The 19636-nt window shown below is 62.9% G+C and carries 18 protein-coding genes; 10 read left to right on the forward strand and 8 right to left on the reverse strand.

Annotation, left to right across the window (positions count from 1 at the left end):
• Nucleotides 1-4: 4 nt before the first annotated feature.
• From B2V17_RS06640 to B2V17_RS06665, 6 genes are all read left to right on the forward strand, one after another.
• Nucleotides 5-277, forward strand: coding sequence for a flagellar biosynthetic protein FliQ (locus B2V17_RS06640; protein WP_292996422.1), 273 nt, complete (start codon nucleotides 5-7; stop codon nucleotides 275-277).
• On the forward strand, nucleotides 274-1056 hold the full coding sequence (gene fliR, locus B2V17_RS06645; RefSeq protein WP_292996423.1) for a flagellar biosynthetic protein FliR: 783 nt from the start codon (nucleotides 274-276) through the stop codon (nucleotides 1054-1056). The genes B2V17_RS06640 and fliR overlap by 4 nt, the downstream gene beginning before the upstream one ends.
• Nucleotides 1053-2180: an EscU/YscU/HrcU family type III secretion system export apparatus switch protein gene (locus tag B2V17_RS06650; protein WP_292996425.1), complete on the forward strand. Its 1128-nt coding sequence runs from the start codon at nucleotides 1053-1055 to the stop codon at nucleotides 2178-2180. The genes fliR and B2V17_RS06650 overlap by 4 nt, the downstream gene beginning before the upstream one ends.
• A gap of 30 nt (nucleotides 2181-2210) precedes the next feature.
• Nucleotides 2211-3641 (forward strand): flagellar filament capping protein FliD, encoded by a 1431-nt coding sequence (gene fliD, locus B2V17_RS06655; protein ID WP_292996426.1) that lies wholly within the window; start codon nucleotides 2211-2213, stop codon nucleotides 3639-3641.
• A 1-nt stretch (nucleotide 3642) separates the two neighbouring features.
• Nucleotides 3643-4029 (forward strand): flagellar export chaperone FliS, encoded by a 387-nt coding sequence (gene fliS, locus B2V17_RS06660; protein ID WP_292996428.1) that lies wholly within the window; start codon nucleotides 3643-3645, stop codon nucleotides 4027-4029.
• Nucleotides 4030-4190: 161 nt separating this feature from the next.
• Nucleotides 4191-4793 carry a response regulator transcription factor gene (locus B2V17_RS06665; protein WP_292996429.1) on the forward strand — a complete coding sequence of 201 codons (603 nt, stop codon included), beginning with the start codon at nucleotides 4191-4193 and terminating at the stop codon, nucleotides 4791-4793.
• A 174-nt stretch (nucleotides 4794-4967) separates the two neighbouring features.
• Here the strand turns inward: B2V17_RS06665 and B2V17_RS06670 are convergent, their stop codons facing one another.
• Nucleotides 4968-6704 carry an amidohydrolase gene (locus B2V17_RS06670; protein WP_292996431.1) on the reverse strand — a complete coding sequence of 579 codons (1737 nt, stop codon included), beginning with the start codon at nucleotides 6702-6704 and terminating at the stop codon, nucleotides 4968-4970.
• A 79-nt stretch (nucleotides 6705-6783) separates the two neighbouring features.
• Nucleotides 6784-9864 (reverse strand): TonB-dependent receptor, encoded by a 3081-nt coding sequence (locus tag B2V17_RS06675; RefSeq protein ID WP_292996433.1) that lies wholly within the window; start codon nucleotides 9862-9864, stop codon nucleotides 6784-6786.
• Nucleotides 9865-10105: 241 nt separating this feature from the next.
• Here B2V17_RS06675 and B2V17_RS06680 point away from each other — a divergent pair, with 241 nt between their 5' ends.
• The 3 genes from B2V17_RS06680 (at nucleotide 10106) to B2V17_RS06690 (ending at nucleotide 14255) form a co-directional block, all read left to right on the forward strand.
• Nucleotides 10106-11707 (forward strand): toll/interleukin-1 receptor domain-containing protein, encoded by a 1602-nt coding sequence (locus B2V17_RS06680; protein WP_292996435.1) that lies wholly within the window; start codon nucleotides 10106-10108, stop codon nucleotides 11705-11707.
• Nucleotides 11704-12255 (forward strand): nucleotide synthetase, encoded by a 552-nt coding sequence (locus tag B2V17_RS06685; RefSeq protein WP_292996436.1) that lies wholly within the window; start codon nucleotides 11704-11706, stop codon nucleotides 12253-12255. Before B2V17_RS06680 ends, B2V17_RS06685 begins: the two co-directional genes overlap by 4 nt.
• A 395-nt stretch (nucleotides 12256-12650) precedes the next feature.
• A complete protein-coding gene (locus B2V17_RS06690; protein WP_292996438.1) occupies nucleotides 12651-14255 on the forward strand; it encodes a tetratricopeptide repeat-containing protein in 1605 nt (534 codons plus the stop codon).
• Here the strand turns inward: B2V17_RS06690 and B2V17_RS06695 are convergent.
• Nucleotides 14249-14908, reverse strand: a complete 660-nt coding sequence (locus B2V17_RS06695) for a Crp/Fnr family transcriptional regulator (protein ID WP_292996440.1) — start codon at nucleotides 14906-14908, stop codon at nucleotides 14249-14251. The genes B2V17_RS06690 and B2V17_RS06695 overlap by 7 nt on opposite strands.
• Before the next feature lie 407 nt (nucleotides 14909-15315).
• Here B2V17_RS06695 and B2V17_RS06700 point away from each other — a divergent pair, with 407 nt between their 5' ends.
• Nucleotides 15316-15963 (forward strand): hypothetical protein, encoded by a 648-nt coding sequence (locus tag B2V17_RS06700; protein ID WP_292996441.1) that lies wholly within the window; start codon nucleotides 15316-15318, stop codon nucleotides 15961-15963.
• Here B2V17_RS06700 and B2V17_RS06705 read toward each other — a convergent pair.
• From B2V17_RS06705 to B2V17_RS06725, 5 genes are all read right to left on the reverse strand, one after another.
• Entirely contained in the window at nucleotides 15960-16631 is a 672-nt protein-coding gene (locus B2V17_RS06705; protein WP_292996443.1) for a glutathione S-transferase family protein, read from the reverse strand. The genes B2V17_RS06700 and B2V17_RS06705 overlap by 4 nt on opposite strands.
• A 78-nt stretch (nucleotides 16632-16709) precedes the next feature.
• On the reverse strand, nucleotides 16710-17591 hold the full coding sequence (locus B2V17_RS06710) for a hypothetical protein (protein ID WP_292996445.1): 882 nt from the start codon (nucleotides 17589-17591) through the stop codon (nucleotides 16710-16712).
• A gap of 64 nt (nucleotides 17592-17655) precedes the next feature.
• Nucleotides 17656-18447, reverse strand: a complete 792-nt coding sequence (locus B2V17_RS06715; RefSeq protein ID WP_292996446.1) for a ParA family protein — start codon at nucleotides 18445-18447, stop codon at nucleotides 17656-17658.
• Between the two features lie 125 nt (nucleotides 18448-18572).
• A complete protein-coding gene (locus tag B2V17_RS06720; RefSeq protein WP_292996448.1) occupies nucleotides 18573-18992 on the reverse strand; it encodes a hypothetical protein in 420 nt (139 codons plus the stop codon).
• A gap of 131 nt (nucleotides 18993-19123) precedes the next feature.
• The gene (locus B2V17_RS06725; protein ID WP_292996450.1) at nucleotides 19124-19567 is read right to left on the reverse strand and encodes a hypothetical protein; all 444 of its coding nucleotides are present in this window, start codon (nucleotides 19565-19567) and stop codon (nucleotides 19124-19126) included.
• Nucleotides 19568-19636 lie beyond the last annotated feature (69 nt).

Genomic DNA, 19636 nt, shown 5'->3' on the forward strand with positions numbered 1-19636 from the left:
CGCCATGGATGAAACCGCCGCCCTGCTCTCGCTGGTCGACCGGATGCTGTGGGTTACCGCGCTGGTTGCCGCGCCGGTGCTGCTGGCCAGCCTGGCGGTCGGCCTGATCGTCGGGATCATCCAGGCGGCGACTTCGGTCAACGAGCAGACCCTGACCTTTGTCCCCAAACTGGGCGTGATCGCGCTGGTGCTGGTCGTGCTGGGCGCCTCGATGTTCGCGCTGGTCGGCGAGTTCATGCAGGAAATCTTCGCCCAGATCGCGAGCCTGGGGCGGTGATCGCGCTCGATTTCGGGTTCGGCGCGGTCGAGGCCGAGCTGTGGAAACTGGTCTTCCTGATGACCCGGATCGGGGCCGCGCTGCTGGCCGCGCCGTTCTTTTCTGCCGCCGCCGTGCCGGTGCAATTGCGGGTGGCGATCACCGGGGCGATCGCGGTGCTGGTCTCGGCCTGGGTGCCGGTGAGCGTGCCACCCGCGCTGTTCTCGCTGGCCGGGCTGATGGCGGTGTTTGCCGAAGTGCTGGTCGGTCTCGCGCTCGGCTTCGTGCTGCAATTGTCGTTCGCCGCGCCGGTGCTGGCCGCCGAGCAGATCGGCGGGGCAATGGGGATGAGCATCGCCTCGAGCGCCGATCCGGTGAACGGCACCCACTCGCCGATCCTCGGCCAATACTTCACCGTAATGCTGACGCTGATCTTCCTCGGCCTCGGCGCGCACCTCACCTGGCTGCGGCTGGTGGTGGAGAGCTACACCGTGTTTCCGCCCGGCAATGCCTGGCTGGGGCCGGAGCAGCTTGAACGGATCGTAGGCTTCGCCGGAGAAATGTTCGTCGCTGCGGTCGCCATTGCCCTGCCCGTCACGCTGGTGCTGCTGCTGGTCCAGATCGCCAGCGGTGTGCTGAGCCGCTCGGCCCCGGCGCTCAACCTGTTCGCGCTGGGCTTGCCGGCGGGCATTCTCGCAGGCCTTGCTGCGCTGATCGCGGTCGCGCCGCTCTATGCCGATCAGTTCGCTACCTTGAGCGAGGAAGCAGTCCAGCAGGCCGGGGCCGTGTTACTGCGATGAGCGAGGAAAAGACCCTCGCCCCAACCGAAAAGCGCCGCCGCGAGGCCGCGCAAAAAGGCGATGTACTGCGCAGCCGCGAGGCCGCGACCGCCATCGCCGTGCTGATCGGCGCGGCCTGGCTGAAATTCGCCGGGCCTTGGCTCTATGAGCGCATGACCGGGGCCTTGCGCAGCGGCCTCGCCTGGGACCGCGCCGCACTGGAAGACTTCAATCCAGGCGCGGCGATGATCGACTTGCTGCTGGGCGTATTCCCGCCGCTGCTGACTCTGGCCCTTGCGGTGATGCTCGCCGTCAGCGCCAGCCAGCTTGGCTCGGCCGATGGCCGCTGGGTCGGCGGCAATGCCCTGCCCAAGGCTTCGCGGCTCGATCCGCTGGCCGGGCTCAAGCGGATGTTCGGCGCGCAGGGCTGGATCGAGGTGGGCAAGGGCATCCTCAAGGTCACGCTGCTCGGCGCGATCTGCTACGCCTGGGCCAAGGGCAGTCTGGCCGACCTGCTCGGCCTGGGCCGAGCGGCCTCGCTCGGCGGAGCGCTGCGCCAAAGCTGGGACGCGCTGACCGCGCTGTTGTTCGCGCTCGCCGCTGGGCTGGTGGTGATCGCGCTGATCGACTGGCCGATCCAGTGGCTGCGCCGGTTCCTGCGTCTGCGGATGAGCCAGCAGGAAATGCGCGACGAGCACAAGGAGGCCGAAGGCTCGCCCGAGCGCAAGGCTGCCCAGCGCCACCGCCAGCGGCAATATGCCAGCGGCGCAGTGGCCAAGGCGATGCGCGAGGCGCAATTCGTGCTGACCAACCCGACTCATTTCTCGGTGGCGATGGGCTATGATCCGGGCAAGGCCGGCGCGCCAATCGTGCTGGCCAAGGGACGCGGCGACAAGGCGCTGGCGATGCGCGATCTGGCCCGCGAACTGGGGGTGCCGCTGCTGGAAGTCCCTGCCCTCGCCCGCTCGGTCTATTTCACCACTCGCGAGAACCAGATGATCCGCGAGGAGCTCTACGCCGCAGTCGCCGCCGTGTTGGCCTATGTCTTTTCGCTGCGGCGCGGCGAAGCGCGGCTGCTGCCGCCGATCGAGGTGCCGCTGGCCCTGCGCTTCGACGCCGAGGGCCGCCCCGAGGAAAGCCCTTAATCGCGCGGCAAGCGGGTCGTTCTACCGACCATGCCGGGCAGCACCACCACCTCTGCAACCTCTTCGATCATCGCCACGCTGGGTGCGGGCAGCGGGATCGACTTCGCCGGGCTGGCGCAGAACCTGGCCGCAGCCAGCTTCGCCCCCCGCATCGACCGCAACACCGTGCGGGCCGAAACGGTTGAACGGCAGATTTCAGCGGCCTCGACGCTCAAGAGCTCGCTGCTGCAACTGTCGTCCTCGATCGGCGACCGGGTTCGCTCGGGCGATCTGTCCAGCCAGCCGCTGATCGGCAATGCATCGGTCGCCACGGTTTCGCGCGGGACGCTGAGCGGGCGCGGCTCCTATTCACTTGAGGTGACCCGGCTGGCCGCCAGCCAGGTCCTGTCCAGCCCCGCCTTTGCCTCGGCCGCCGCGCCGACCGGCTCGGGCACCCTCACCTTCACCTTCGGCACCGTTTCCGGTTCGAGCTTCGCTGCGGATCCTGGCCAGTCTCCGGCCACTGTCACCGTGCCCAGCGGCGCGAGCCTGGCCGATGTCGCAGCGGCGATCAACGCGGCCGGCATCGGCCTCAACGCCTATGTCGCCAGCGGCACCAGCGGCGCGCACCTGATGCTGAAGGGCAAGGAAGGCGCGGCGAACGGCTTTACGATCACGGCCAGCGAGACGCTGGGCGAAGAAGGCCTGGCCGCGCTGGCCTGGAACCCCGCGAGCGCCCCGGCCCAGCTGACCGCGACAGCAGTGGACGCCGCGTTCAAACTGGACGGCCTGGCGATGACTCGCGCCTCCAACACGGTTGCCGATCTCGTCCCCGGCCTCAACCTGATCCTGGCCGGGACCAACCCCGGCGCGCCGACCACGATCCGTTTCTCCGACCCCGGCGCTGCGGTCTCGACCTTCATGGCGGACCTGGTTTCGGCGCTCAACGAACTGGCGGGCGAGCTTAACACCCAGACCGATCCGCTCTCGGGCGATCTGGCCCGCGACGACGGCGCGCGGGCGATGCGGCGGGCCTTGTCGCAGCTGGCTGGCACGGTGGTCATGCCGGGGGCGGCAGGCGGCGAACCGGCGACGCTGGCCGACCTCGGCCTGGCCACCAACCGTGATGGCACTTTCCGGCTCGATACGGCGCGGCTGACTGCCACCCAGAAGGCCGCGCCAGAAGGCGTGGCGGCGATGTTCACCACAGGGCTGTTCGGGGTCTATGCCAGCTTCGACAAGCTCAGCCGCCGGCTGACTTCCGCAACCGACCCGGGGACGCTCGCTGGATCGCTCACCCGGCTCAATGCGCAGAAGAAGGCCCTGACCGAGGAGGCCGGCAAGCTGGCCGAAGCCCAGGAAAAGCTGCGCGCGCGGCTCGCTGTCCAGTTCTCCGGCACCGAAGGGCGGGTCACCCGCTCCAAATCCACCCTGTCGTTCCTGCAGAACCAGATCGACGCCTGGAACGCGAAGGCCAACTGACATGCACCTGCTCCGCTCCCCCCAGGAAGCCTACCGCAAGGTAGATTTCGACGCCCGCGTCGCCGGGGCCGATCCGGTGCAGCTGGTGCTGGTCTGCTATGAGCAGCTGGCCAGCGCGCTGGGCACCGCGATTCATGCCGATGCCCGCGGCGACAATGCTGCGAAGAGCGCCAGCCTGACGCGGGCACTATCCGCCTTGACGGCCTTGCAGATGGGACTCGATCACGATCGACCGGTTGCCGGGGCCCTGGCTGCGCTGTTTGAAGGCGCGCGCAGAACCGTACTCGATTCCGTGCTGCAATTTGATGCCACCGCGCTCGCTGCGCTGCGCAGCGATGTCTGCGACATCGCAGACGCCTTCCGCGCCAATGCTGTCGACGCGGGATAGCCTCCAAAATGGATATGTCGTCCGCGCCGCAGCTTGACCAAACATTGCCCGCTGGATGCGGGGAAACCCCTAACCAATGTTTCGAATCTGGACGCAAGTCGGCGCGCGGGCGGCATAACATCGGCCTAATTCCCTAGGCGGAAATCACTAGGGGGACCCCGATGGAAAGACGCCGCAGCCTTGCCCTGATCGACAGCAACTTTCGCCGCCGCGCCGCGATCAGCCATGCCCTGGCTGGCGGCGCAATCCATGTAGAACCGTTTGAAGACATATTCGAACTAACCATGCGCTGGCCGCGCGGCGGGGCGGTCCTGGTCGCTGACGAGGACTGCGCTGTCGAGGATCTGATCGCGCATATGACCGACCACGGAGAATGGCTGCCGCTGATCGCTTTCTCGGAAGGACCCGATACCGGAAAAGTGGTCCGCGCCGTGCTGGCCGGTGCACTCGATTACCTCGAATGGCCCTGCGACACCGCCCGGATCATCACCGCGATCGAACTGGCCGAAAGCGCTGCCGCCAGCATCGGCAGCCTGCGCCTGCGCGAGGCCCGGGCCCGCAGCCGTGTCCAGAAACTGACCCGGCGCGAGCGCGAGGTGCTGGAGGGCGTGGCCGGTGGGCTATCCAACCGGCTGATCGGCGAGCGGCTTCAGATCAGTCCGCGCACGGTCGAGATCCACCGCGCCAATATGCTGACCAAGATGGGCGCCCACCATACCAGCGAGGCGATCCGGATTGCGATCGAAGCCTCGCTGGTCGCCTGATCCGGTAAAGTGCTTAGGACTGACCACACCCCACCTTAGGCTGGCATCCCTAGATCTGGACCTGCGCCCGGCAACGGTCGCACGAACCTGGAAGGAAAGTCTTACCCTACCAATCGTCCCGATCCCAACTGCGCCCCGGCCACCGTTCCCGACCGGGGCGCTTTTTTTTTGGATTCAGGCTGGGGTGTACCGCCCTTCGAACACCACGCCTTCGACTTTAATGTCTTTTAGGCCCGCCGCGCCGGCCGCGTAAGGATCGCGATCAAGCACCGCGAAGTCGGCGCGTTTGCCCGGAGCCAGCGAGCCGACAATTGCATCCATCCCGATCACCTGCGCGGCCTCGATCGTGATCGCGCGCAAGGCCTTGTCGAGGCTGAGGCGCTCATCCGGGGCCTTGACCTTGCCTTCCACGGTGATCCGGTTGGCGGCTATCCAGGCCAGATAGAGCGGATCGACCGGAGCCATGTTGAAATCGCTGTGCAGGCCCAGCGGCACACCCTTGCGCTCGAGCGAGCCGAGCCGGTTGATTGCTTCGGCTCGGCCCGGCCCCAGGCCTTCGCGGCCATAGGCATCTCCAAGCACGCGGATGCAATTCGGCTGGGCTGAAACCATCAGGCCCATCGCCGCGATCCGGCGGTTCTGTGCCTCGGTCGAATAGCCAAGGTGCTCCAGCGTGACAGTCTGGCCTGCGCGCCGCGACAGCGCCGCCAGCCCGCTCAGCACCACATCAAGTCCTTCATCGCCGTTGACGTGGATATGGAATGAGAAGCCCGCCTCCCAATAGCGCAGCATCTGTCGGTGCAGCGGCGCAGGTTCTGTGATCCAGCGCCCTTCGTGGCCGTCGATATAGCCCGGCGCATTCATCCGCATATTGAGCGCGAAGAAGGCGCCGTCGGCGAGCAACTTCACCCGCCGGTCGAGCCGGACATGAGTGCCGGCAAAAGTGCTTGTAGCGTTGCCCAGCCAGGCGTCGAGATCGGGCACAGCATCAAGCTGCGACGCGAGCGGCATCAGCATCATCCGCGCAGGGATGCCCGGGCCTTCGAAACCGGCCCGGATCAGCCCGGCTTCGGTGCCAAAATCCGCGAAGATCCCGGTTCCCATGTCGGATGCAGTGGTCACCCCGCTTTGCCGCATCATGGCTTGCAGCATGCCGATTCCGCGCTGGACCTTGCCTGGTCCCATGAGCACCGGGCGCAGTTTGGCCAGGGCCGCGAGCAGGCCGGTTTCAGTAAACAGTCCGCGGGCATAGTCGCCATGCGAGGGATCGGCCCGTGCCGTCTTGAGCAAGGCGGCGAAATCGTCGGCGCCGGTTATCCCCCAGTCCTGCAACATCGCGGTCGAGACGATGATATCGTGAAAACTGCGCTGCCACACCAACACCTTGCGACCCGGTGCCATGGCATCGAGATCGGCTCGGCTGAGCGGGCCGTGGAACAGTTCGTGATAGCCCCAGGTGATGAACGGGTTGTCGCTCGATTTTGCGAGCGCCTGGGCCAGCCGGGCGCGATAGGCCGCCGGGGTCAGCGCGCCGGGTGAGGTGCCGCTGGGCAACTTCCAGTCGTCCGGGGCGATGAACGGCACGTTGAGCATGATCGCGGCCTGGATCGGATGCAGGTGCGGATCGAGCAGGCCGGGCAGCAGAACCTTGCCGGCAAAGCGGCGGTCGACTGTGACCTTGCGGCCGTTGGTCCACGGCTCAAGTTCGACCAGACTGTCGCCGAGCGCCAGGATCACGCCGTCTGCCACGGCGACAAAGCGGCAGGCCGGTCGGGCTGGCTCCATCGTCACGAACCGCCGGGCTTCGAAAACCGTCATTTCGGAATAGGGCCGGACTGTGGGCACACCAGCAGCAAGCGGCGCTGCCGAGATCAGCCCCAACGCTGTACGGCGCGGGATCGATCGGTCCATCTGACCCTCCCAGAAAAAAAGGGTCCCGGACATTGTCCGGGACCCCAGATTAAGCATCCCTCCCAGGAGTGCTTTGAACTTAGAACTTGATACCCGCGGTCAGGCCGTAACGGCGCGGCTCGAGGGTGAAGATGTTGGTGTAGTTACCCGAGGACTGGTCGGTCACGTAAAGACCGGTGATCGAGTCCTTGTCGAACAGGTTCTGCACCCACACGCGGGCAAACCACTTCTTGTCCGGCCCGTCGATCTGGAGCTGAGCGTTCACCTGGGTGTAGCTCGGGATCTCGTTGATCGCGCCGTTGAAGATGTTGCCATAGGACTTGCCGGTGTAGATGAAGTCCGCACGCGGGGTCACGGTCAGGTCACCAACGGGCACTTCGTACTGGATGCCGGCGGAGAACTTGTAGTCCGGTGCGCCGGGCAGCTTGTTGCCCTTGATATTGGTCGGAATACCCGAGGTGTAGACCGTCACGCCGCCGAGCGCCGCCGGGTCGAGACCCGCCGGGATGAAGGCACCGGCCGCACCCGCCGCCAGAGCTGCGCAAACGCTGAAGGCACCGGTCGAGTTGATCCCCGAACCCGACGGGAAGGCAGTGGTCGGCTGAAGGCCGGCCCCGGCATTGCCGGTCACCACACCCGCGTTGATCAGGTTGTTCACCCCGTTGACGAAGGCGTTGACCCCCGCAACGTTGCCGGTGTTGGATGCCACGGCACAGTTTGAAGAATTGGTGATGTCCTTGATGATCACCGCATCGGCCCGGCCCGCGCCAAAGTCACGCGGATTGGAAAGCAGCTTGTCCTGCGAAACTTCGGTGTGCAGGTAGCTGGCCCCGAAGTTCAGCGTCAGGCCATCGGCCGGACGCAGGATGGCTTCGGCTTCCAGGCCGTAGATCTCGGCGCCCACGTTGTCGTTGACCGAGGTACGGGCAACGATGCGCGAGAGCTGCAGATCCTTGTAATCATAGTAGAACGCAGTGACGTTCAGGATAATCTTGCCGTTGGCAAAGCTGTTCTTCGAACCAATTTCGAAGGCATTGACGAATTCCGGAGAAAACGTCGAAGGAACGTTGAATATCGAAGGAATGGGCGGGTTGATCCCGCCGGATTTATAACCCCGGGAATAGCTGAAGTAGAGAAGGTTATCGGGCGTGACATTCCAGTCGACGACGAACCTGCCAGTCATCTCGTTGAAAGTCACATTGCTTGAGGCAAACAGCTCGCAACCGGTGGAGTTGGCAGCGGTCAAAGTGCCCGATGCTGTCGTACCGGTAATGGTGCAGTTCGTCGAACTATCTGCGTCAAAAGGCTGCAGATAAGAAGATGTTGGCGCCCCAGTGACTGCAAAGCCGTAGATATACGGCGAATTAAACATGTCCGTCGAACCAAATGGCACAAGCGAATTAGCAAATGTGTTTCGCGCGGAGAACGCCTTCTTGTCATGATTGTAACGCAGCCCCGCCGTGATTTTAAGCGTATCGGTGAGTTTATAGTTCAGCTCACCGAACAAGCCGTAAGATTCGAGCCGGAAATCATCACTGTGATTACGGTAGAACGGCGAACCCAGGAAGCCGGGCGGTGGCGGTGTCGCGCCAATTCCGGCAAGCGGAGCCCGACCCAACGCATTGAAGGCACCGAGTATGCCGGCGGCATAGTCAAGACCGAAGGCATTTACGTAGTAGCTGCTTTCTTCCAAGTGGGCCTTGCCGTAAATGCCGCCCAGCAGGAAATTGAAAGGGCCATCCCACTTGGAAGAAATGATGGCCTCAGCCGTCCAGCTACTTTGATAGGCATTCGACCGGTCGAAATCCTGGGGGGTCATCGAACAGATGCGGTGCCCGCCATATGCCCCGGTATTCGTTTCCTCGGACAAGGACGTGCAAATGACGTTGCCCGGTCCATTGGGGATCAGAGCGTTCCGGACAGGCGCAAAATAGGAAACGGGCAGTCCAGGAATACCGGTGGTGCCTGCCGTGTTGAGCGCAGTCAGGCCAGGCAGATAATTTGCCCGATTCTGCACCGACAGGTTATAGTCCTGCCCCGCATCGACCGAGGTATCCTGCCAATTTCCCTGGACCCTGAGGCTCAACCCGCCACCAAGATCCTGTTCGATCGCTCCCTGAACGATCCATTCTTCTGCTAAATAATAGGGGGGGTAGTCGGTATTGACCGTTCTGGAATCGGCGGGATTGGCCGCGCCAGGCCACGAATAGACGTCGGCGCCATAGAGGCTGCCCAGCGCGAAGGCGGTCGGGATGCCCTGCATGGCAAAAAATTCACGCGAAGTGAGCACCGAAGCCAATGTCGTGTTCGCATTGGTCACCTGGAACTGATTTTTTCCGTTCAGGCAACCCAGCACACCGGTCGGGTCGCGTTGGCACATCTGCTTCTGGATGCGCAGGCGACTATCCTTTTCGTGGAAGTACTGGACGACGAGGTCGACCGTCGTGCCCGAACCCGGCTCAAGCCGGATCGAGCCGCGCATGCCCCACATATCGCGATCGTCAATCTGTGAATTGTCGAAGATGTTCTTGGTATAACCGTCGCGATTAAGATAGAATCCCGCCACGCGCACGGCTGCAATGTCACCGAGCGGCAGGTTAACCATGCCCTTGGCCTTGACGTGGTTGTAGTTGCCGTATTCCAGCTCGGCATTGGCGGAAACGCCGGTCAGGTTGGGACGGGCCGAACGGATGTTGATAACGCCCGAAGTCGCGTTGCGGCCGAACAGAGTGCCCTGCGGTCCGCGCAGAACTTCGATCTGCGCCAGATCATAGAACTCGCCTTCGAACAGGCGAGTGGCGAACAGCGGCGCGTCGTTCATGTGGATGGCGGTGGCCTGGTCGCAGGTCACGCCCACGCACAGGTCACCGATCCCGCGGATGGTGAAGCTGGAGCCGGTGAAGTTCGTCTTGGTGAACGTCACGTTGGGCAGGGACAGCTGAAGGTCAGACGTGTTCTTGATCTGCTGCTTTTCGAGCGCTTCGGTGTTGAAGGCGCTGACCGCGATCGGAACGTCCTGCAGGCGCTGGTTGTTGCGCTGTGCGGTAACGATGATTTCGGTACCGCTTTCTTCTTCTGCCGCTGCCGCATCCTGTGCATAGGCCGGAAACGCGATTGCCCCGGCGCAGACGCCGGCAAGCAGGGTCAACTTACCCCTCATTAGCCCACTCTCCTCATTGTGCCCGTCCCTTACCCGGGCGGTTGCGCATCCGAATAGAACACCGTCTGGCCTGCTTGACAACCCGTTTTAATCGATTGGTTAGATCAAGGGGCAAGCGTAACCCAAGCGCCACAGTCCCCCGGCGGGACAAAGCCCGCACTCAGCCTTGGATTTGCGCCGATCTGACCGTTGCCAAGCTTTGGAAAATAAGACATTCTCTGCCCAACAGGTGGGGTGCCATATGGAACAGGAGCCGGTCGCCGCTGCGGCGCCCCGTTACCGGGCGTTCGTGAGCTATTGCCACCGCGATGACCGGCTGGCCACATGGATTCACCGCAAGCTTGAGGCCAGCCGCCTGCCTGACGGGACCCGCCTGGTTCCGCTCTTTATCGATCGGGCGGAATTGGCAGCAGGGCCCGATCTTTCCGCCCAGGTCCGCGATGCCTTGACCGAATCGGCGGCTTTGCTGGTGATCGCCAGCCCCGCGGCAAAGGCCAGCCGCTGGGTCGGTCAGGAGATCGCGCTGTTCCGTCAGCTGCACCCTGATCGCCCGGTCCTCGCCGCCCTGATCGAAGGTGAGCCGGACGAAGCCTTTCCCGACGCCCTGCTGCAGCACCAAGGAACAGCGCTCGAGCCGCTCGCCGCCGATTTTCGCAAAGGCCAGGATGGCAAGCGACTCGGGCTGCTCAAGATCGTCGCGGGGCTAAGCGATCAGCCACTCGACCGTCTGGTGCAGCGCGATGCCCAGGCCCGCCAGCGCCGCGTGATGGCCGTCACGGCGGGCGCAGTATTCCTTAGCCTAATACTCGCCGGACTGCTGGTCCTGGCCCTGCGCGCCCGCGCAGAGGCTGAGCGCCAGAGGGCTGAGGCGGAAGGGCTGGTGGAGTTCATGCTGACCGATTTGAGGGACAAGCTGAAGGGCGTGGGCCGGCTCGATGTGATGGATGCGGTGAACCAGCGTGTGATGGAGCGGTATCAAAGCGATTTCGGCTATCGCTCGCTAGGTTCCGAAGAAATAATTCGGCGCGCGAGATTGCTACATGCAATGGCCGAAGATGACTATTCCAACACCGGACGCCCCAACGAATTGGGCAGCCGGATAGAGCAAGGATTGAAAAAATCCCGGCAAGCATGGCAAATGACAAATGCAATATTCGCAAGACAGCCTCAAAACCTGGATGCAATTTTCGCGCATTCTCAAAGCGAATTTTTTCTTGGATATGGTCATTACCTAAATCGGGTGAATGCACAACAGGCCAATTATCCAGAAACATACAAACACTTCAATAATTACCGTGGTCTTGTTAGAATGCTGGTTGATCTGCAGCCTGACAATGACAAGTGGCAAAAAGAGCTTGCATACGCCGATGGGACTCTTTGCTCGCTTATACTTGAAGATCACGGTGATTCCGGAAAGGCGTTAAAATTTTGCGGTTCGGCACGTGCGGCCATGGAAGCGCTTTACAAGAGAAAGCCCGACCTTTTTTCAGCGCTTGACTTTGCAAATCGGCTCTCGTGGGAAGCAGAAGCATTGTTCTCTAATGACCAGCCGGAAAGGGCGCTCGCTCTACGAAAGAGGCAGATTTCAATCGTTGCAGCACTCCAGAACTCATTTCCCGAGGATACCAGACCCTGGGAGGCGCGCATGCTTGCGGAGCTCAGCCTTGCGGATGATCTTGCCAAGCAAGGTCAATGGAAGGCTGCCGGACTCGCGGCCGGTGAATCGAGAGCCGCAGCCGACAGACTTCGTGGCAAAGACCCTGCCAACCGATATTGGCGGGTTTGGGAAAAGCAAATTGATGAAATCGAGATTCGTATTGCAAAAAGGGAGTTAGTCAGATGAGCAGTGTAAATGGATCTGTAACCTCGCAACCAAACTACCCTCCTAGCGGAAGCGAACTTCAGGGGAGCGGGATAGCGAGAGGTGAAATCGAGATCTCTGTCAGCCTCTCTGGGGGAGTTTTAAATTTTGGGATGAGGGACATTGTTGGCAACTTCATCCATTACTATCAGGGCGAACGATATGTTGCTGTTACACAGCGTTCGATCATCAAGATCAGGCTTAAATCTGGCACCAAGTGGCAATTTGACAAGGCCGCAGGGATTGTCGGCTTAAAGAAGCAAGACTCGGCACGATTCTATCATTTGAAATACGATCACAATTCCGATCCCTTGATGGAGATTGAGCTGCATGTCACTCCAACCGGGGTGCCGCAATGCAACGCGGGTGAAGATGAAAGGCATCCCTTCACTTTCTACGTCCTCGCCAAGCAGCGGCTAGGTGACGCGTACCCGCTAGCGATCGATCCAGACATAAAAAACCCGCCGCCTGTTGGAGGCCGAAAATGCAGAAAAGGTGCTCGAGTTCCAATTGTGCATACCTCCAAATGACCGCTATGCCGCAACGGGACATGTTAGGCACAACGCAGGAGTTCGATTTTGGTTAACCTGCCAACCGTCATCGCGATTGCAGCCTATTTGAAATTATGGATGTAATCATGAAGCGAAATTCAATCACCGTTGCTTGCACAGCTCTCGCAATGCTCGGTGTGGCACCTGCAAGCGCAAAATCCGTTTACGAAGGTTCTGCGGTGGGACCAACCATTGCCAGCGTCGAAGCCGCATTCACCCACGGCGGAATTCATCCAAATTGCTACGGCTGCGATTCACGACTGATCCGAATGCGGGCTGAATTGCGGCACACTTCGCAACACACGGCGGGCGAGGCAGACTCCCCAGAGAGTCCGTCAGCCCGTCACAGCCACTAGCATAGCCAAATCGACTCTATGACCCCCACCCTCCCCGCCATCACCGCACTGGCCCGCGCCGGAGCGGTGGAGCGTGGGTGGGAGCTGTTCGAGGCGGGTGGCCATGCTGCCCGCCTTGACGATCCGGTCGCGCTGGCGGTCAAGGGGCGCCTGCTCAAGGCCAGGGCGCGGCTGGTAGCGGGCCAGGCGCGGCAGGCGCTGATGGCTCAGGCGGCTGCGGCTTACGGTGCCGCGCATCGGCTGGCCCCGGCTCCCTATCTGGCGATCAACGCCGCGACGCTGCAACTGCTGGCCGGTGAGCCCGATCAGGCGATTGAGAGTGCCCGCGCTGTGCTCAACCTGCTCGACGCCCCCGGGGAGCCAACCGACACGCCCTATTTCCTCGCAGCAACCAGGGCCGAGGCCTTGCTGCTGCTCGGCCAGCGCGATGCAGCCGAACAGGCGCTGGCCGAAGCGGTGCGGCGCGATCCCGATGGCTGGGACGATCGCGCCGCGACTCTCGGTCAGATGCGTGAGATCGCCGTCGCACAACACGCCGATGCGGCCTGGCTGGATTCCTATGCCCCGCCAACCAGTCTTCATTTTGCCGGGCATATGGGAATTGCTGCGGGCGGCCCTGCCGAGGCGCGTCTGACCAAGGAATTGTCCGACCGACTGGCCGAACTGCGCCCCGGCTTTGCCTGGGGGGCGCTCGCCGCCGGGGCCGACCTGATCATTGCTGAAGGATTGCTGGCGGCAGGCTGCGAGGTTCACGCCGTCTTGCCCTGCCCCGCCGCCGAGTTCGAAGCGCAATCGGTTGCCCCGGCCGGGGCCGAATGGGCCGCCCGGTTTCGCGCGGTCTTGCCGCGCTGCGCCAGCCTGCGGGTGGCCTGCCCCTATTCCACCACGGTCCACGATCCGCTCGCCACAGCGCATGCGGGCGAGCTGGCGATTGGCGGCACCGTGCTCAACGCCGCGCGGCTGAGCGCAAAGGCAGCGCAACTGATTGTCACCGATCAGGATGGCGGCGGACGCAACACCGCGCGGCAGGCCGCCCTGTGGCGCGAAAGCCTTGGCAAACAGATGCGTCTGACGATCCCGCGCGACGCGGTGGTTGAATCCCTGTTTCCGCCAGAACAGGACCAAACGTCGCGGCGCCTGGTGCTGGTGGCGGCCATCGCAGTCGATGAACTGGCCAGCGATCCTCCGCCTTCGCCGCCAGAAATCGCGGCCATGGTTGCGCCGGTTGCGCAGGCACTCGACTTGCTGCCTCCGGGTTCGGTCCGGCCTGATGTCGGTCAATGGAACCTGGTCAGCGGAGATATCGAACTCGGCCTGGCCGCGCTGACCGCAATCGGCGATGCTTGCCGCATTGCCGGCACGCCCCCACCCGCGATCGGCGCGCATCTGGCGATTTCGACTGTGCTCCCCGATCCGGCCACCGGCACACTGATAGCCTATGGCTTGGCAGCTCAAACCGCCCGAAATCTGATGCTGCAGGCTCCCGCCGGGGTCGTGCTCGTCAGTGATCCCCTGGCCGTGTCACTGGCCGCCCGGTCGATCGGCACTTTTGCGACCGAGCTATACCTGCCTGATGAAACCGAACTTGGTGGATCGGCGCACCTGCTGCGCAAGGTTCAATAGACCAATTCTTCCAGCCGGTGCGGAGCAACGATCTGCAGCCCGCCTTCGATCCGCAGGACCAGCCCGCGCTTTTCCCATTGCGATACCGTCCGCGAAACCGTCTCACGGGTCGATTGGACTGTAATCGCCAGCTCGGCGAAGACCGGCATCGGGCGGATTACCCGGTCAGGATCCCGGCCGGCTCGGCGCAGCAGTTCGGCAGCGACCCGTCCGGTTGCGGAAAGCATCGCAGCTTCAACCATCCGCCGCCGCATTGTAATCAACCGCAGCGACAAATGCCGAGTAATAGCCACTGCCACACAGGAATAGCTCTCCATCAGCCGGACCACGGTGCCGCTGCCGAAATGAGCCCCCGCGCCGTCGCTGTTTGCTTCGACCTGGGCATCGCCATCCCCCGCCCCGGCCAAATTGCCATAGAAGTCCCCAGGGCCGAGCGGCAGCAGAACCAGCATTGCCCCTTCGCGGCCATAGGCGACTTCCTGGGCCTGACCCTGGGTTAGCAGGGTGGTCTCGTCACGGTCACCCAGCGGCCAAAGCTGTGCGCCGCGCTGATGGGCGCTGCTGCGGGCCAGATCGGCAATCGTCCGCGCCAAGGCGTCTCCGCAGCCGAAAGCGGAGCGAACGATTTCCAGATCCGGCACGGCGCGGCCCAATTCCCCCATTCTGGCAGGCTATCACGGCCTAGCAAGACTGCAAGCACACACCGGAAAATCGCGAAATACTGTGATCGTCCGGTGTTGCGGAGCTAAGTTGACCGATCGAGGGGGGGGTAATGCCAAGAAGATTCTTTTTGCGGGTTTTTGTTAACCATCAAAGCCTTGGATATTTGCGACTCCCGGCGTGGCAGACTGCTGAAAATCAAGAACTTGAGATTTGCCCGATTTCGCCTCGACAAGGCCCTCAGCCTTTCGGGAAATGGTCAACGTCGAAGATAAATGAAGGGCTTGTGGCATTCCTGCCACGCGAATCGGTACCGAATCGATTCGGTCATCCCCTTGGAAATTAACCTTTTGCGCCAAAGCGCTTGCGAGCGTTCACAGCATGTGAAAGCAGGGTCAGCATGAAGCGCTATGACCTTGCGATCCACGGCTTCGGGCTGATTCCCGGCCTGCTGACGATCCACCTGGTTGGGCGCAGTCCGGGCCAGACCCTGCTATTGCTCAGCGGCGATGCGACGATCGGGGGCGACGTGCTGGAACCCGTCCTGGCTTCAAGTCTGTCGCCCCCGGCACGGCGGCTGGTGGACGCCTTCACAGTGGCCAGCTGGCCCGGCTTCTTCGTCACCCGTGACGGCACCCCGCATCATCAGACCGGCGAAGTGCTTCTGATCGATCCCGTGCAGGTCTGGCTTGAGCTAGGGACGCTGCTGGCGGACGAGGACATGGTGCAGAGCGGCGGCGGTGTTACGAGCAGCGACAGGCAGATTCGCTGGACCGGCGGCGAGGCCGAGGTGGTCGACTTCGTCGATCTTGCCGCCATAACCAGGCGCGAGCAGAGTGCGGAAATCCTTGGACTCGAAATCGCCCGCAGCCTGCCGTTGCCGGTGCTGGTCGATTTCGACACCGGCGACGAGCCGTGGGATGCTTTCCAGCACATTCCGCTGGGGGATGAGCGCGTCTATGTCCGCAAGCGGCGTTGCCTGGGCGATCCGGTGGCCGACCTGACTACCAGCTTCGGCAAGGTACTGAGCGACCTGATTGCGTTTTAGGCGTTTACGTCAGCATAGTGGCTGGGCGGCTGGATCACTTCCATCCGTTCGGCCAGCAAAGGCCGGAAGCTGGGACGGCTTTTAAACACCGAATACCAGCCAGCGGCCTGTTCATGCCCGGTCCAATCCAGCGCGCCAAGATAGTCCGCGACCGAAATCTGCGCCGCCGCAGCCAGATCCGCCAGGCTCATCGACGCTCCAGCCAGCCAGGGACGGTGATCGATCAGGTGGTCGATATAATAGAGATGCTCGTGCGCCAGCTTCATCGCTTCGCGCAGCACCCGGCTATCGGGCGAAAGCCGATAGACCAGCCGCTTCTTCATCCGCTCGTGCAACATCGGCCCAGTCACGTCGCCGAAGAAGTTCTCGTCGAACAAGGCGACCAGGCGGCGGATCTCCGCGCGGCTTGCCGCCGTCCCGTTGATCATCGGGTTCTTGTCGACCGTTTCCTCGAAATATTCGCAGATCGCCCGGCTATCGACCAGAGTGATGCCCTTGGCCGGATCGTGCAGTACCGGAGTGCGGCCAGCCGGGTTCAAGGCCAGGAACTCGTCCCGCCCCTCCCACGGATTTTCGCGCCACAGGTCATAGCCGACGCCCTTCTCGCTCAGCAGTAGGCGAACCTTGCGGCTGAACGGACAGAGCGGGAATTGATAAAGTTGCCACATGACAGTCCCCAATGGCGGAGCGCGATTCGCGCTTCAACCCATCGGCGACCCGGCAGAGCGAGAATAGAGGTGGAAAACTCAGCGCTGCCCCTTGAACAGCAACCCTTCGCGCAAGCCGGCGCTCGATACGGCAACGCTTGCCGGCCGTGTTTCGGCTACCAATGCATGCAACAGGGCCGTGGCATGTCCCAGTTGCGGCGCGCGCGCCGTGTTGATTCCGGGCATCGCGACAAGCCGCTGCACAGTCAAATCGCGGATCGTGGCCTTCAGGCGCCGGGTGTCCTCGACCGGAAACGCCTCTCCGGGCGTGCCGCCAAACAGGTGCACCCTGGCCTTATCCAGCGCGCGCCAGGCTCCGCCAACCAGGAACAGCGTCTGTCCTTTCGCCGGCTCCAACCAGTCAAGCGCGGCTAGCTCGCGCTTCAGCGCGCCGCGGAGGATCCCGCGCCCGGTCGCCCGGATCGCCGCAACCGGCATGATCCCGAGCCGAAACGAGGCACATTCGTAAACCATATCATCCTTGATGCGGGCAAGCTCGAGGCTGCCGCCGCCCAGATCGGCGACCAGTCCGACTGCCCCGGGATGGCTGGCGATTACGCCCCACGCCGATGCCTGGGCCTCTTCTTCGCCAGACAGCAACCGCGCGGGCAGGCCCAGCGCCCTGACCCTGTCAAGAAACTGCGAGCCATTGGCGGCATCACGCACCGCAGCAGTTGCTACAACCTGAAGGCTATCGGGTTCGATCAGTCGGATAAGCGCGGCATAGCGAGCCAGTTCGCCGATCGCCCGATCCATCGCGCGCCGATCGAGCAGGCCTCGCGCCGTCACTCCGCGGCCCAATCCGGCCATCAGCTTGTCGTCATAGAGTATCTGCGGGGCCCGGCGCGCACCGCCGAACACCACCAGCCGGATCGAGTTGGAACCGATATCGATTATGGCGTGCCGAGCCTTGCGGGACATGGCTGAACGGTAGGGGTGCAGCCAATGGCTGACCAGTGGCAGCCTCAATTTATCCCGAACTGTCTCAAGCCTCGACCGAAAAGGCGACGGCGTCTTCGGCTCCGCCGCAGCTCAACTTCGCGATGGGTGAGCCCAGTTTGGCCTCGATCCCAGCCCAGAGCCTCCGCAAGGCAACCGCGGCCGGGCTCTTCGGAGCGAACTCATCAAGCGGGGAATGACGCACTGACAATTGCTCGAGGTGGGTCGACAATGGGATCACTGGCCAATTGGCGGCAAGCCCGGCCCGCACATCCTGGTGCAGAGGCCGCCGCGCATCGTACATTGAAAGCACAGGCAGGATCGGCGGGTGGCGATGATGCTGTTGCAACAGGTCCTTGCGAAGCATTTCCAGCGCTCGCGAAGACAGCGGCGACGCGGGCAGCGGCACGATCACCAGATCGGCTGCGGCCAGCACCTGATCCGAGAGTTCGCCCAGCCCTGCCGGACAATCAAGTACAATCCGTTCGTAGTCGGGTTTGAGCGCTTTGGTCATCATCGCCAGCCGCGTGCGCATGCCGATCCGCGCGAGCTGGAGTGGAAGCTGGCGCAGCGAACTATCGGCCGGCAACAGATCAAGCTTGGGATGCCGGGTCGGCTCCACCAGTTGGCGCGGCTTGCCATCACGCTGGAACAGCGAAACCGCACGGTTTCTGGCAAGATCGGGTTGGCCGAGCAGGAAACCGGAGCCGCCCTGCGGATCAAGGTCCCACAGCAGGGTGCGGCGATTGGAAACGAGCGCTGACCGGCGCGCGAGTTCAACCGCCAGGGTGGTCTTCCCGACGCCGCCTTTCATGCTGTAGACGGCGATTACCGCCATGCAACCCGATTCCCCTTGGTTTGGGCAAGGATGCAGAAACCGAAGGATTTGGCAATCCGCAACCACCCGCCCCTGCCCGTTTTGAGACAGGTGCGGGTGGTTTGGTTATTTTCAGGCCGGCAGGCTCAATCGGCCTCTTGCATCCGCCGCTCAAAGTCGCGGCCGATCCGTTCGAATTCAGGCGCCATGTCTTCCAGGACGGCGGTCAGTTCACCCATCGCACCGACCATCGCCGGAGCGCGGCGGCGCACTTCGCGTGGCAGCCGGCGAGCCTCCGGTCCAGCCAGATCGCCAAGCGTGGCTCCACGCGGAAACTTGCGTGCGGCACCGCGATCGCCCGCTGCTTCGGCCATGCGGGCCAATGGGTCGGCCGGCATATCAAGCATGACGCCGATTAGGGCACCAAGCATGTCACCGATTGCCTGCTGTTTGCGCGGATCGGCCAATTCTTGCGAAAGCGGATGATCGGCCTTGGCCTGGGCCGGGACCGGAACGAGCATGAGTGCAGACAGCGCCGCGAGCGGCAGAACCTTCAAAACGGACATCACAGCAACCCTCCAGAGCCCGAAGAACGGGGACCGGCGCGCAATACTGACAGGCCGCTTTCACGCGGCTGAACGTACATTGCAAGCGGCAGCAAGAATCTCGCGGCAGCGATTATGCCGCGACCGGCTGCTCACTCCTTGGGAACATCTGCCTCGACCGTCTTCTTCATGGCCATGCAAGTGCCCATCTCCTGGTCCAAACGGGTCCCGGCATCCGGAGAGTCCGCATATTCCTTTTGGATCTTTCCGACCAACTCCATGAAAAAGGGCTTGATTGCATCCTCGCCCAAGGCGCGCTCCTTCATCAGCCGCAAGCCGGTCTGAACGAAGAATTCGCGGCCCTGTTCGGCCATTGGCGGGAACTTCTCCGATCCCGGTGCATTGCGGCGCTGCTCATTTGCGACAATCGCGAACAACGCGGCGCAGCGCGCCTGAGCATCGAGATCGATAGGCGTCACGGCTGTCTCAGCCTGAGCAGCAAGCGGGAGAACAAGAGCGGCGGCCGCAATTGCGACTGGGAAAAGAGGCTTCATGGCGCTCTGCCTAGCGCCGCAATCCTGAACCGCAACTGTCATCGCGTCGCGAGCGCGATTGACCACAGGCTGGCAGTCGATACACGTATCGAATCGCAACCGAACCGCGAA

Source organism: Novosphingobium sp. UBA6272 (assembly GCF_002440635.1).
Lineage (GTDB): Bacteria > Pseudomonadota > Alphaproteobacteria > Sphingomonadales > Sphingomonadaceae > Novosphingobium.